This is a genomic window from Cupriavidus agavae (assembly GCF_004217045.1).
Classification (GTDB): domain Bacteria; phylum Pseudomonadota; class Gammaproteobacteria; order Burkholderiales; family Burkholderiaceae; genus Cupriavidus; species Cupriavidus agavae.
This window is the reverse complement of sequence record NZ_SGXM01000001.1, coordinates 603,122-615,922: the sequence shown is the minus strand read 5'-3', so window position 1 is coordinate 615,922 and position 12,801 is coordinate 603,122. Positions and strand designations below refer to the sequence as shown.

The 12,801-nt window shown below is 66.2% G+C and carries 11 protein-coding genes; 6 read left to right on the top strand and 5 right to left on the bottom strand.

Translation table 11 applies throughout. The features are described 5' to 3' along the window. The first annotated feature begins 225 nt into the window (after positions 1 to 225). From EV147_RS02825 to EV147_RS02815, 4 genes are all read left to right on the top strand, one after another. Positions 226 to 795, top strand: coding sequence for a hypothetical protein (locus tag EV147_RS02825; protein WP_130389599.1), 570 nt, complete (start codon positions 226 to 228; stop codon positions 793 to 795). Between the two features lie 252 nt (positions 796 to 1,047). After that, positions 1,048 to 3,753 (top strand): aconitate hydratase AcnA, encoded by a 2,706-nt coding sequence (acnA, locus tag EV147_RS02820; protein ID WP_130389598.1) that lies wholly within the window; start codon positions 1,048 to 1,050, stop codon positions 3,751 to 3,753. 168 nt (positions 3,754 to 3,921) lie between these two features. Then, complete coding sequence (locus tag EV147_RS26060; RefSeq protein ID WP_198680164.1) at positions 3,922 to 4,065, top strand: hypothetical protein; 144 nt, start codon at positions 3,922 to 3,924, stop codon at positions 4,063 to 4,065. Positions 4,066 to 4,150: 85 nt separating this feature from the next. Further along, complete coding sequence (locus EV147_RS02815) at positions 4,151 to 5,353, top strand: DUF2863 family protein (protein ID WP_130389597.1); 1,203 nt, start codon at positions 4,151 to 4,153, stop codon at positions 5,351 to 5,353. A gap of 59 nt (positions 5,354 to 5,412) precedes the next feature. On the opposite strand, the gene trmB is transcribed toward EV147_RS02815, so the two are convergent. Continuing rightward, a complete protein-coding gene (trmB, locus tag EV147_RS02810; protein WP_198680163.1) occupies positions 5,413 to 6,081 on the bottom strand; it encodes a tRNA (guanine(46)-N(7))-methyltransferase TrmB in 669 nt (222 codons plus the stop codon). Positions 6,082 to 6,172: 91 nt separating this feature from the next. Here trmB and EV147_RS02805 point away from each other — a divergent pair, with 91 nt between their 5' ends. Beyond that, a complete protein-coding gene (locus tag EV147_RS02805; RefSeq protein ID WP_235844588.1) occupies positions 6,173 to 7,768 on the top strand; it encodes an ABC transporter substrate-binding protein in 1,596 nt (531 codons plus the stop codon). Positions 7,769 to 7,841: 73 nt separating this feature from the next. On the opposite strand, the gene EV147_RS02800 is transcribed toward EV147_RS02805, so the two are convergent. Then, on the bottom strand, positions 7,842 to 8,753 hold the full coding sequence (locus EV147_RS02800; RefSeq protein WP_198680162.1) for a class I SAM-dependent methyltransferase: 912 nt from the start codon (positions 8,751 to 8,753) through the stop codon (positions 7,842 to 7,844). A 29-nt stretch (positions 8,754 to 8,782) separates the two neighbouring features. Continuing rightward, a complete protein-coding gene (locus tag EV147_RS02795; RefSeq protein WP_130389594.1) occupies positions 8,783 to 9,553 on the bottom strand; it encodes a tetratricopeptide repeat protein in 771 nt (256 codons plus the stop codon). Positions 9,554 to 9,715: 162 nt separating this feature from the next. Between EV147_RS02795 and EV147_RS02790 the strand changes: the two genes are divergently transcribed. Next, positions 9,716 to 10,213 carry a hypothetical protein gene (locus EV147_RS02790; RefSeq protein WP_130389593.1) on the top strand — a complete coding sequence of 166 codons (498 nt, stop codon included), beginning with the start codon at positions 9,716 to 9,718 and terminating at the stop codon, positions 10,211 to 10,213. 7 nt (positions 10,214 to 10,220) lie between these two features. Here EV147_RS02790 and EV147_RS02785 read toward each other — a convergent pair whose 3' ends face one another. After that, positions 10,221 to 10,715 carry a DNA-deoxyinosine glycosylase gene (locus tag EV147_RS02785; protein ID WP_130389592.1) on the bottom strand — a complete coding sequence of 165 codons (495 nt, stop codon included), beginning with the start codon at positions 10,713 to 10,715 and terminating at the stop codon, positions 10,221 to 10,223. Positions 10,716 to 10,827: 112 nt separating this feature from the next. Next, positions 10,828 to 12,729, bottom strand: a complete 1,902-nt coding sequence (htpG, locus tag EV147_RS02780) for a molecular chaperone HtpG (protein WP_130389591.1) — start codon at positions 12,727 to 12,729, stop codon at positions 10,828 to 10,830. Positions 12,730 to 12,801 lie beyond the last annotated feature (72 nt).

The window sequence follows — 12,801 nt, the reverse complement described above, 5'->3', positions numbered from 1 at the left end:
GCCCCTTTCCACGCGAAAACTGCTCATTTTTCGCGCCAAGTGGCCGATGGCAAACCGGTTGCGTCCGATTATGTAACGATTATCTGACTGACTTCGCCGTATTCGACAAATCGTAGAGAATAGCGGCGGAAAGTTGCCGGGGCGCCATGTATTGGCACGCGCCTACCGGACTGTTCATAAAACGACCCCCCTTTGACTATCCACGCAATCCGGAAGGAAACCACCATGAAACAACTTGTGCTGGCCGCCTGCATTGGCGCCTTTACCCTGACTTCCGCCGGCGTCGCGCTGGCGCAGGAACCCGCCAAGAAGCCGGCCGCCACCAAGAAGGCACCTGCCAAGAAGACCGCCAAGTCGTCGAAGAACGCCAAGACCGTGGCCGCCGCCCCGGTCGAGCCGTCGGGCGAGAAGTGGCAGTGCGAGCTGGGCAACGCCATCTACATCAACGGCAACATGCTGCGCGACGAAGTGCTGACCGTGCACTGGCAGGGCAAGGACTACCGCCTGCCGCGCCAGTCCACGGTGACCGGCGCCGACCGCTACTATGACCAGCAGTCGGGCCTCGACCTGGTGGTGATCCCGAGCAAGGCCATGCTGTTCAACAAGAACCTGGGCCAGCGCCTGGCCGACGAATGCCAGAGCGCCGACATGCTGGCCGGCGGTTCCGCCCCGACCCAGGCGGGCGCGCTGCGCGCCCCGGTGTCCACGCCGCTGCTGGTGGCGCCGGCCGCCCAGCCCACCGCTGCCATCGAGCCGCAGCCGGCTCCTGCTGCACAAGCGGCGCCGAAGCAGTAAAGTTTCACCTTGCCCGTTCGCGTGCGCCCGGTTCCGCCGGCCGCACGCGGCAATCCGATGACGGTCACCCTCGCATGGCCGTCATCGGATTGCCGTACATATCGCCTTGCACACGGCAATCTCCAGGTTGCAAGTCCGGTGCGCGACCAGGCTGGTCGGCCGTGCCGCGTGGTCAGCGGCGGAACCCTTTCGCGCACCGGGGTCTGAAGAATAAGAGCATCTCCCGCGTCATCCCTCGATTGGAGTCAGGTAATGCCCCACAATCTCAAGAACACTCTCCAGGAATTCAAGCTCGCCACGGGCGGCACCGGCCAGTACTACTCACTGCCGCAGCTCGGCCGCGCGCTCGGCATCAAGGTGGAGCGCCTGCCGGTGTCGATCCGGCTGGTGCTGGAATCGGTGCTGCGCAACTGCGACGGCAAGAAGGTCACCGAGGAACATGTCCGCCAACTGGCCAGCTGGCAGCCCAGGGCCGACCGCGTCGACGAAATCCCGTTCGTCGTGGCGCGCGTGGTGCTGCAGGACTTCACCGGCGTGCCGCTGCTGGCCGATCTGGCCGCCATGCGCAACGTGGCCGAGAAGATGGGCAAGAACCCCAAGAAGATCGAGCCGCTGGTGCCGGTTGACCTCGTGGTGGACCACTCGGTGCAGATCGACCATTTCCGCGAGAAAAAGGCGCTCGACCTGAACATGCAGCTGGAATTCCAGCGCAACAACGAGCGCTACCAGTTCATGAAGTGGGGCATGCAGGCGTTCGACACGTTCGGCGTGGTGCAGCCGGGCTTCGGCATCGTGCACCAGGTGAACCTCGAATACCTGGCGCGCGGCGTGCACAACAAGGACGGCGTCTACTATCCGGACACGCTGGTCGGCACCGATTCCCACACCACGATGATCAACGGCATCGGGGTGGTGGGCTGGGGCGTGGGCGGCATCGAGGCCGAAGCCGGCATGCTGGGCCAGCCGGTCTACTTCCTGACGCCGGACGTGGTGGGCGTGGAACTCAAGGGCCGTCTGCGCGAGGGCGTCACGGCCACCGACCTGGTGCTGACGATCACCGAAATGCTCCGCCGCGAGAAGGTCGTGGGCAAGTTCGTGGAATTCTTCGGCGAGGGCACGGCCAGCCTGACCACGCCGGACCGCGCCACCATCGGCAACATGGCGCCCGAGTATGGCGCCACGATGGGTTTCTTCCCGGTCGACGAGAAGACGATCGACTACTTCCGCGGCACGGGCCGCACCGATGAAGAAATTGCCGCCTTCGAGGGCTACTTCCGCGCACAGCAGATGTTTGGCGTGCCGCAGGCCGGCGAGATCGACTACTCCACCACGCTGACGCTGGACCTGGGCACCGTGGCGCCGTCGCTGGCCGGCCCGAAGCGTCCGCAGGACCGCATCGAGATCGGGCACGTGAAGAGCACGTTCGCGTCGCTGTTCAGCAAGCCGGTGGCCGAGAACGGCTTCAACAAGGACCCCGACGACCTGGGCAAGGAATACGTCAATGCCGACGGCGTGAAGGTGCACAACGGCGACGTGCTGATTGCCGCCATCACCTCGTGCACGAACACCTCGAACCCCAGCGTGCTGCTGGCCGCCGGCCTGCTGGCCAAAAAGGCCGTGGAGGCCGGGCTGAACGTGGCGCCGCATATCAAGACGTCGCTGGCCCCGGGCAGCCGCGTGGTGACCGAGTACCTGACCGCCACGGGCCTGCTGCCCTACCTGGAGAAGCTCGGCTTCGGCGTGACGGCCTATGGCTGCACCACCTGCATCGGCAATGCGGGCGACCTGACCCCGGCGCTGAACGAGGCCATCGTCGACAACGACATCGTGGCGGCGGCCGTGCTCTCGGGCAACCGCAACTTCGAGGCCCGCATCCACCCGAACATCCGCGCCAACTTCCTGGCCTCGCCGCCGCTGGTGGTGGCCTACGCCATCGCCGGCAACGTCACGCGCGACCTGATGACCGAGCCGGTGGGCAAGGGCCGCGGCGGCAAGGACATCTGGCTCGGCGATATCTGGCCGACCTCGGAAGAAATCCACGCGCTGCTGAAGTTCGCGCTCGACGCCCAGGTGTTCAAGGGCAACTACGAGCAGGTCAGGAAGCCGAGCAAGCTCTGGGCCAACATCAAGGGCACCAAGGGGCAGGTCTACGACTGGCCGACCTCGACGTACATCGCCGAACCGCCATTTTTCCAGGACTTCACGATCGAGCCGAGCAACGAGGCCGTGACGGTACGCGGTGCGCGTGCACTCGGGGTTTTTGGCGATTCGGTGACGACCGACCATATCTCCCCGGCCGGTTCGATCAAGGACACCTCGCCCGCCGGCAAGTACCTGCTGGAACACGGCGTGCTCAAGGCCGATTTCAACAGCTACGGCTCGCGGCGCGGCAACCACGAGGTGATGATGCGCGGCACGTTCGCCAACGTGCGCATCAAGAACCTGATGATCCCGCCCAAGGCCGACGGCTCGCGCGTGGAAGGCGGCATCACGCTGCACCAGCCCACTGGCGACCAGATGTCGATCTACGATGCCGCGATGAAGTACGTGGCCGAAGGCACGCCGACCGTGGTGTTTGGCGGCGAGGAATACGGCACGGGCTCGTCGCGCGACTGGGCGGCCAAGGGCACGCAACTGCTCGGCGTGAAGGCCGTGATCGCGCGCAGCTTCGAGCGGATTCACCGCTCGAACCTGGTGGGCATGGGCGTGCTGCCGCTGCAGTTCAAGGGCAGCGACAGCGTGCAGTCGCTCGGCATCATCGGCAACGAGACCTTCGACGTGGAAGGCATCGAGGGCGAACTGAAGCCGCAGCAGGACGTGGTGCTCGTGATCCACCGCAGCAACGGCGACACCCAGCGCGTGCCGGTGCTGCTGCGCATCGATACGCCGATCGAAGTCGACTACTACAACCACGGCGGGATTTTGCCGTTCGTGCTGCGGCAGTTGCTGGTGGCCTAAGCCCTCACCCCCAACCCCTCTCCCGTGTTGCGGGAGAGGGGAGTCAGTCACCCTTCCGGGTAATCCCCACCCTGCCCCGTAAGTTCTGCGCAAGCCTGTGCTGCCAGACTCGTCTCCACGCTTTACGGCGTTACCGATACCTACAGAATCACAGTCTGGAGACAACTCATGGTCAAGATCCTGATCGCTTTCATCGTCGTGGCCGGCGCATGCCTGTACCTGCTCACCAAGGGTGGCGGCGACGTCTCGATGACAGGCGAGTCGCACAGCGTCGAATCCCACGCTCCGGCCGCCCCGGCAGCGCAAAAGTAATCCACCAGGCAAGGGTTCGCCAGCACTGCGCGTGTCAACGCAGCGAGTAGAATACCGTTTTACGTAAAAACGGACGTCTTCTCATATGGCAGGTTTTCGCCCCAAGTCTTCTTCCCGACTCTCGCCCGACGCCGAGCGGCTCGTGGCCGACGCGCTGGCCCTCGATGCATCGGGCAGCCGCATGGAGGACGGGTACTGGGAGCGGCGGCTGTCGCAGCGGCTCCATCGGCTGCTGAAAAACGGCAGCCAGACCGCCCTCGACGCGGCGCTCGAACACCTGTTCAAGCACAACGCCGATGCGTCCGACGTGCTGGCCGAACAGGCCGAGACCCTTGCAGAATCGGCCACGGTCGAGATCGACGGCGTCAGGCATGATGCCCTGCTGATCGCCGCGCCGATCCTGGCCCATACCCGCTACGCCATCCCGTCCGGCGCGCTGAAGCCCGAACTGGCCCAGACGCTGGCTGTCCACCTGCAGGCCCATGTGCTGGCCCGCGACACCCAGGTGGCGCTGTCCCCGTATCTCTACAGCATCGACCAGCTGCCGCGCAGCCACAGCGACACGTTTGCGCTGACGCACAAGCTGGCGTCGGCCGCGCTGGCCGGCGTGGTGCCGAAGGTCGATCTCAAGGATCTGCCCGAGACCGCGCCGATCCTGGCCGATCCGCGCTACCTGCTGGCCGTGGTGGTGGCGCCGCATGAAGGCGCCTTGTTCCGCTGGCAGGAGGACGCCAAGGAGCACCACGCCGAACGCAGCGTGTGCCTGGAACAATGGCGCCAGCAGGTGCAGCCGACCATCGCCGTGCTGCTGCCCGGCTGCGAGTTCGAGCTGCTGCTGCCGGACGCCTTCTTCCTGTCGTGCCGCGAGTCCGACAAGAGCATCCGCCCGCTGACCGTGCGCGCCGCCGTGAACTACCTCTGCGGCACGCTTGACGTCCCGGCCGGCCAACTGGCCGCCGTGGTGGCCGGTTTCGGCGAGGAAGTGGTCGAGGAATACCGCGTCGGCTTCACGATGCGCGGCGAGAAGGATGTCATCTACGGCATCGTCTGGCCGGTCTATGGCCGCGAATCGGGCGAAGTGGATGCCGAGGAGAAAGGCAATCCGGTCGAGCAGATCTGCGAGGAACTGCGCAACGCCGGCGTCGAAGACATCTTCCGCCACGCCGCGCTGTTCGATCCCGAGTATTGCGAGGATTGCGGTACGCCGCTCTATGCGGACCGCTCGGGCGAGATCGTCCACGCGGAACTGCCGGAAGACGCCCCGACGCAGCAGCCGCTGTTCCATTGAGGGTTTTGCGCCCCTCTCCCGCGTTGCGGGAGAGGGGAACCGTCTGGCGGGAAATCTACCTACCTCCGCACGGTCACGCACCGCCAAAGCTCATGCCCTGACGCGCCGTACTTGCGTTCGAACGGCGTCATCGGCACTTCCGGCTGCCAGGCTTCGGTCTGCGCGGGCCGTCCCACCATCGACAGCGCTGCGGCGAACTCGTCGATATAGATCTTCCAGTTGCTGCGGCATTCCAGATAGTCGCCACAGGCCGCCAGCGCCGGAAACACCGCGTGGCCCTGCCAGCGTCGCGCCAGGTGGCCGATCTTGGGCCACGGATTCGGATACAGCACGTAATGGCGCGCCACCGGCACCTTGCCGGCCTCCAGCAGCCGCCAGAAATCGACCAGATCGGCGCGTGCCCAATGGAAGTTGCCGGGCATCTCGGCGTCCCACCAGTCCTTGCCGGCCGTCAGGCGCTTCTCGGACTGGTCGATGCCGATCACATAGTGGTCCGGAAACGCCGTCGCCAGCCGCAACGTGCTCTCCCCTACCCCGCATCCCGCGTCGAGGATCAGCGGGCGGGCGCCGGCGCGCTGCCAGGCGTCCATGGCGATATCGAACGCGCGTTGGGTCGGGAACCCGATCGGCTTGCGGAACGGCTCGTCCAGGTGGCGCTGCAGCAGCGTGGCCAGGTGATCGTGGATGCCGGTCTGGGCCGACAGGACGGTGCGGGAATTGGCGAACATGGCCGCGATTGTACCGGCCCGCCCGGGCATGTCCGGACATGGAGGGTCATTTGGCGGCACAATGGCGCACCAACGTACGAGGAGCCCGTTCATGATCCGCCGCATCCGCCGCACGCTGCTGCAAGCCTCGCTGTCCGCCGCGCTCGGCGCCACCGCGCTGGCCATCCTACCGGCCGGCGCCGCCCAGGCCGAAGACCTGCGCATCGGCCTGGCCGCCGATGTCACGTCGATGGACCCGCACTGGAACAATGCCGGCCCGAACAACGCCATCGCGCTGCACGTCTTCGAATCGCTCGTGTTCATGGACAAGAACGCGCGCTACATCCCCGGCCTGGCGCTGTCCTGGAAGCCGGTCAACGCCATCACCTGGGAAATCAAGCTGCGTCCCAACGTGAAATGGCACGACGGCGCGCCGTTCACGAGCGAAGACGTCAAGGCGTCGCTCGAACGGCCCGAAAAGCTGACCAACGCGCCCGGCTCGTTCACGAGCTATACCAAGCCGATCGCCCGCATCGACACGCCCGATCCGCTGACCGTGCGCCTGACCATGAGCGTGCCGAACTACGCCAATCTGGCCAACGACCTGAACAGCGTGCCGATCATGCCGAAGAAGATCGCCGCCACGCTGACTCAGGCCGATTTCGATTCCGGCAAGGCGATGATCGGCACCGGCCCGTACAAGTTCGTGCGCTTCGCGCGCGGCCAGGAGATCGTGATGACGCGCAACCCCGACTACTGGGGTGCCACGCCGGAGTTCGAGCGCGCCATCTTCCGCATCCTGACCGACAACGGCGCCCGTACGGCCGCGCTGCTGGCGGGCGACGTCGACGTGATCGAGACCATCCCGGCGGCCGATGTGGCCAAACTGAAGCAGAACCCGAAGTTCAAGATCGAGCAGACCGTATCCTGGCGCACGATCTTCTGGCAGATGGACCAGTCGCGCGACAACCCGCCGTTTGTCACCGACAAGGCCGGCAAGCCGCTCGGCAAGAACCCGTTCAAGGACGCCCGCGTGCGCGCCGCGATCAGCAAGGCGCTGAACCGCGACGCCATCGTCAGCCGCATCATGGAGGGGCTGGCCGTGCCGGCCTCGTCGATTGTCTCGCCGCCGATTTTCGGCCATCCCGGCACCAAACCCGACGCCTACGACCCGGCTGGGGCAAGGAAGCTGCTGGCCGAAGCGGGCTATCCGGACGGCTTCGGGCTGACGCTGCACGCCACCAACAACCGCTACCTGAACGACGCGCAGGTGGCGCAGGCCACCGCCGGCATGCTGACGCGCATCGGCATCCAGACCAAGGTCGAGACGCTGCCCGTGGCCAACTACTTCACGCGCGCACGGCAGGGTGATTTCTCGTTCGAGATGCTGGGCTGGGGCTCGGCCGCCGCCGATGTGGCGCTGCGGTCGATCACGGGCACGCCGAACCCGAAGACCGGCTATGGCACGTGGAACTGGGGCAAGTACAGCAATCCGAAGCTCGACCCGCTGATCGAGAAATCCCTGACCACGATCTCCAGCGAGAAAGACCGCGAGCAGAACGCCCGGGCAGCCGCGAAGTTCGCGCTCGACGACCACGCGATCATCCCGTCGCACAGCCAGTTGGCGATGTGGGCGATGCGCAAGGGCATCCGGTACGAAGCGCGCACCGACGAATGGTCGCTGGCGCAGTTTTTCAGGAAGGAGTGAGTTCCTACTGCACCACTCGGTTTTCTCCTCTCTCCCGCCTTGCGGGAGAGGGGAACAGACCATCGGCAAACGACTAAATCACCAACCGCCCCTCCTGCCTCGCATTCGCGGCGCGCAGTTTCTTCACCCAGTCCACCGCCGGCAGCTTCGTCGAAGCCTCGATCACTTCCGCCCGGGCCTGCAACGTTTCCCATGACACATCGATCGCCGGGCCGTTGAACGCCAGCGCGATGATATTGCCGTCGTGCACCTCGGGGAACACCAGCACGCGGTTGTCGAACGCGTCGCAGATGCGCTCGATGTTCTTCGGAAAGCTGTCGTGATCGCCGAACAGGTTGATCGTCATCACGCCCGGCGCCTTCAGCACGCGGCGGCAGGCGCGGTAGAACGCCGTGGTGTCGAGTACCGGGCCGCGTGCCGTGGCGTCGTACAGGTCCACCTGCAGCGCGTCGATGGCGCCGGTCTGGGCGCCATCCATCACGTAGTCCCACGCATCCTGCTCGCGCACGCTCAGGCGCGCGTCATCGTCGCGCAGGCCGAACATGCTGCGGCCCGCCACGATCACGGCCGGGTTCAGTTCCACGGCCGTCACCTTCGCTTTGGCGAAATGACGATGGCAGAACTTGGTCAGCGCGGCGGCGCCGAGCCCAAGTTGCGCCACGTGGAAGCCTGCGGCCGCTGGCGACAGGAACAGCAGCCACGCCATCATCTGCTGCGCGTATTCGAGTTCGATCGCATCGGGCTTGCGCAGCCGCATCGCGCCCTGCACCCATTCGGTACCGAAGTGGAGGTAGCGCACGCCGTCCATCTCCGAGAAGGTCACCGGCGCGAAGCGCGGCGTCATGCGGCGCTCGTCCTTGAGGTCCGCCGGATCGGAATCGTCCAGGAAGTCATCGGCACGGTTGGCGCGGGAGGACCGGCGCTCGCCACGCGCGGGGCGGCGCGAGGCCACGGCCTCGATCGATTTGCGTTTCAGAAGCGTCATAGAACAGAAGAGTGCGCCGAGGGCGCGGATCATTGGCCCAGCGCCGCCTGGGCGCGCTGCAGCCATTCACGATTGTGTTCGCGGGCATGGCGCGGCCAGTGGCGCGCGTCATGGACGATTTCGGTAAAGAGCGCCCGGGCGCGCTCGCGGTCGGCCGCCTCGGGCTGCTTTGCCAGCCATTCGGCGAACAGGCAGCGCGCGGCCACGTCGCTGGCATTGGTCAGCGCCCGCTCGAACGCCTCGCGCGTGCCCGGTGCGCCGAGCGCGGCCAGCGTCCGGGCGTACATCAGCGAGGGGTCCGACTGGCTGGCCGCCTGCGGGTGCGCGGCGAACAGCCGTTCCAGCGTGGCCTGGGCCTCGGCGTGACGCCCCATCGCCAGTTGCGCACGGGCCAGCCCTTCGAGCAGCGCCGGGTCCGTGGCGAACGGGCCATTGGCGGCGGCCTGGTAGTGCTCCAGCGCCTCGGGCGCATTGCCAGCGTCGAGCAGCGCGGCACCCAGGCGCATGCGGTGGTCGACGGTCGGGGCGCGGTCAAACGCGTCGCGCGCCTCGCGCACGGCCCGGTTCGGATCCACGATCTGCTTGAACGCCCGCCCCGCCGCCCGTGCGCCGCGCGTCTGGCGCAGCCCCGGCAGGTAGATGGCGAAGAAATAGACGATGCTGCCCAGCCCCGGGAAGATGAACAGCAACAGCAGCCAGTACATGTTCTGGTGCGTGCGGACGGCATGCACGGCGAAGAAAATCGCCACGATCACGTGCAGGCCGATTCCGCCGATTCCAAGATTTCCCAGATTGAACATAGTCAGTAAGACCTTTCCTATTAGCCAGCGAGCGAGGGTCCGGCATGGCCGCGATTGTGACAGAACCAGCCCGGAACCCGTTAGGACCCCGCCACAACCCTTAAGTTTTCGCCCGCCGGTCCGTTGAAGATGAGGGCTCTTTCTTTGATTGGAACCAGAACAATGACATCGATCAGCACCCTCACCACCCGCGTGACGCCGGCCAGTGACGCCGCGATCACCGCCACGCACCGCTTCACCCAGCCGGCGGAAGCCTCCGAGGACCAGCCCGGCATCGCCGGCGCCACCGAGGCTGGCGCCACCGGCGAGACCGGCGCCGCCGGAGAAAGCGCCCGCGCGGCGAATCTTGCCGGCGCGGGGAAAACCGCCGGGGCGGGCGGTACCGAAGCCAGCGCCGAAGACAGCGAATCGGTCGTGATCAAGGCGCTCAAGGAGCAGATCGACGCGCTCCAGAAGCAACTGGCGGCCCAGACCGCCCAGCTGCAGGCCGCCCAGGCCGCCGACACCGACGACCAGACCAAGGCCACCACCGTTACCACGCTGCAGGCCGGCGTCACCTCCACCCAGGCCGCGCTGTCGGCCGCCATGAGCAAGCTGGCCGATGCCTACGAGAAGGAAATGGGATCGAGCACGGGAAACATGGTGAACACGCGGGTCTGAGCGGAAGCTAACCCACCCACTCCCGCACCGCCTGCCACTTCACCAGCTTCTCGGCATACGCCAGCGTGTAGGCCGGGCTGCTGGACGGCAGGCGCAGGATGGCGTGCCGGTCGCCCTGGCCGGCCAGCGCCTTCTCGCCGATCTTCGCGGCCGTGCCGCCGTTGAAGGCAATGGCGCGGAGCTGCGGGAGCGTGGCGATCAGCCCGGGCAGGTCGTTGCCCTGGTGGTCCCGGATACTGCTGTCGAGGCTGCCGTCACGGCGGGCTTCGGCCACCACGTCCCACAGGCCCACGCGGTGTTCCAGCAGGGTCGAGAGGCGGGATTCGTACGGCAGGCTGACGAGGTCGACGTCGAGCACGTCGCCCATCAGGTGCCAGAAGCGGTTCTGCTTGTGGGCGTAGTACTGCGCCTGGGCGAGCGAGACTTCGCCGGGCAGGCTGCCGAGTACGAGTACGCGGGTGTGGGCGTCGACGACCGGGGGGAAGCAGCGTTTGGTGGTCATCGGGGGGATGTGCGGTGGCAGCGGTTGAAAGGCTCGCCCTCGCCCCCGGCCCCTCTCCCGCAGGCGGGAGAGGGGAGCAACCCGATGGGATTCGGGCCGCTATCGGGATGCATCAGGCCAGCAGCCGGTTCACGCGCTGCACGTATGCCGCCGGGTCTTCCAGCATGCCGCCTTCGGCCAGCAGCGCCTGGTCGAACAGTACGCGCACGCGGTCGCCGAAGGCTGCATCGTCGGCCACGTCGCGCAGTTTCTTCACCAGCGCGTGCCCGGGATTCAGTTCGAGGATCGGCTGGGCGTCGGGCGCCTTCTGGCCGGCCTGCTTGAGCAGGCGCTGCAGGTAGCCGCTCATGTCGCCCTCGTCGGACACCAGGCACGAGGCCGAATCGGTCAGGCGCAGCGTCACGCGAACTTCCTTGGCCTTGCCTTCCAGCACGGCCGTGGCGCGGTCAACCACATCCTTCCATTCGGTGGTGGCCTTCTCCTGCTCGGCTTTCTCGGCCTCGTCGGCCAGCGCCCCGAGGTCCAGGTCGCCGCGCGCCACGGACACCAGTTCCTTGCCTTCGAACTCGCGCAGGTACGACAGCATCCATTCGTCCACGCGCTCGGTCAGCAGCACCACTTCGATGCCCTTCTTGCGGAACACTTCCAGGTGCGGGCTCGACTTGGCCGCGGACCAGGTGTCGGCCGTGACGTAGTAGATCTTGTCCTGGCCTTCCTTCATGCGGCTGACGTAGTCGGCCAGCGACACCGCCTGCTCGGCCGTGTCATTGTGCGTGGAGGCAAAGCGCAGCAGCCTGGCGATGCGCTCGGCATTGGCGTGGTCTTCGCCCATGCCTTCCTTGAGCACCTGGCCGAACTGTTCCCAGAACGTCTTGTACTTGGTGCGTTCGGCTTCGTCCTCGCTCTCCGCCATGGCTTCGAGCATCGACAGCACGCGCTTGGTGGAGCCTTCGCGGATCGCCTTCACATCGCGGCTCTCCTGCAGCAGTTCGCGCGAGACGTTCAGCGGCAGGTCCGCCGAATCCACCACACCCTTGACCCAGCGCAAGTACGAAGGCAGCAGTTGCTCGGCGTCGTCCATGATGAACACGCGCTTGACGTACAGCTTCAGGCCGGCCTTGTGGTTGCGGTCCCACAGGTCGAACGGCGCGCGGGCCGGGATGTACAGCAGCTGGGTGTACTCGCTGCGGCCCTCCACGCGGTTGTGGGTCCAGGCCAGCGGCGCTTCCTGGTCGTGGGCGATGTGCTGGTAGAACGCCTGGTACTGCTCGTCGGTGATGTCCGACTTGCTGCGCGTCCAGAGCGCGCTGGCCTGGTTCACGCTCTCCCATTCGCCGGTCTGCTTCTGGGTCTGCGCCTCGGCATCCCACTCTTCCTTGGGCATGCGGATCGGCAGCGAGATATGGTCCGAGTACTTGCGGATGATGTGCTGCACGCGGTACGACGACAGGAAATCGTCCTCGCCTTCACGCAGGTGCAGCGTGATCGTGGTGCCACGCTCGGCGCGGTCGATCGCATCGATCGTGAATTCGCCATCGCCGGTGCTTTCCCAGCGCACGGCCTCGCCCGCGGCCAGCCCGGCGCGGCGCGTTTCCACCGTGACCTTGTCCGCGACGATGAACGCCGAGTAGAAGCCCACGCCAAACTGGCCGATCAGCGCGGCGTCCTTCTGCTGGTCGCCCGACAGTTGCTGGAAGAATTCCTTCGTGCCCGAGCGCGCGATGGTGCCGAGGTTGCGGATGGCCTCGTCACGGCTCATGCCGATGCCGTTGTCGGTGATCTTCAGCGTGCGGGCGGCCGGGTCGGTCTCGATCCGGATGGCCAGATCGGCGTCGTTTTCGAGCAGGGACGGATTCGCAATCGCCTCGAAGCGCAGCTTGTCGGTGGCGTCCGAAGCATTTGAAACCAGCTCGCGCAGGAAGATTTCCTTGTTGCTGTACAGCGAGTGGATCATCAGGTGCAGCAGTTGCTTCACTTCCGCCTGGAAGCTCATCGTTTCGTGCGGTGCGGTCATGGTTCTCCTCTTCGGATGCAATGTCGAAAAACGGGTCTGCGCAAAGGTGCCCCGCCCCGTGGTTCCGGAGCG

What these genes read in the sequence shown, in the direction of transcription:
- htpG (WP_130389591.1), bottom strand. Translation starts at nt 12,729, where the DNA reads ATGACCGCACCGCACGAAACGATGAGCTTCCAGGCGGAAGTGAAGCAA.
- EV147_RS02825 (WP_130389599.1), top strand. Translation starts at nt 226, where the DNA reads ATGAAACAACTTGTGCTGGCCGCCTGCATTGGCGCCTTTACCCTGACT.
- trmB (WP_198680163.1), bottom strand. Translation starts at nt 6,081, where the DNA reads ATGTTCGCCAATTCCCGCACCGTCCTGTCGGCCCAGACCGGCATCCAC.
- EV147_RS26060 (WP_198680164.1), top strand. Translation starts at nt 3,922, where the DNA reads ATGGTCAAGATCCTGATCGCTTTCATCGTCGTGGCCGGCGCATGCCTG.
- EV147_RS02790 (WP_130389593.1), top strand. Translation starts at nt 9,716, where the DNA reads ATGACATCGATCAGCACCCTCACCACCCGCGTGACGCCGGCCAGTGAC.
- EV147_RS02805 (WP_235844588.1), top strand. Translation starts at nt 6,173, where the DNA reads ATGATCCGCCGCATCCGCCGCACGCTGCTGCAAGCCTCGCTGTCCGCC.
- EV147_RS02800 (WP_198680162.1), bottom strand. Translation starts at nt 8,753, where the DNA reads ATGACGCTTCTGAAACGCAAATCGATCGAGGCCGTGGCCTCGCGCCGC.
- EV147_RS02815 (WP_130389597.1), top strand. Translation starts at nt 4,151, where the DNA reads ATGGCAGGTTTTCGCCCCAAGTCTTCTTCCCGACTCTCGCCCGACGCC.
- EV147_RS02795 (WP_130389594.1), bottom strand. Translation starts at nt 9,553, where the DNA reads ATGTTCAATCTGGGAAATCTTGGAATCGGCGGAATCGGCCTGCACGTG.
- EV147_RS02785 (WP_130389592.1), bottom strand. Translation starts at nt 10,715, where the DNA reads ATGACCACCAAACGCTGCTTCCCCCCGGTCGTCGACGCCCACACCCGC.
- acnA (WP_130389598.1), top strand. Translation starts at nt 1,048, where the DNA reads ATGCCCCACAATCTCAAGAACACTCTCCAGGAATTCAAGCTCGCCACG.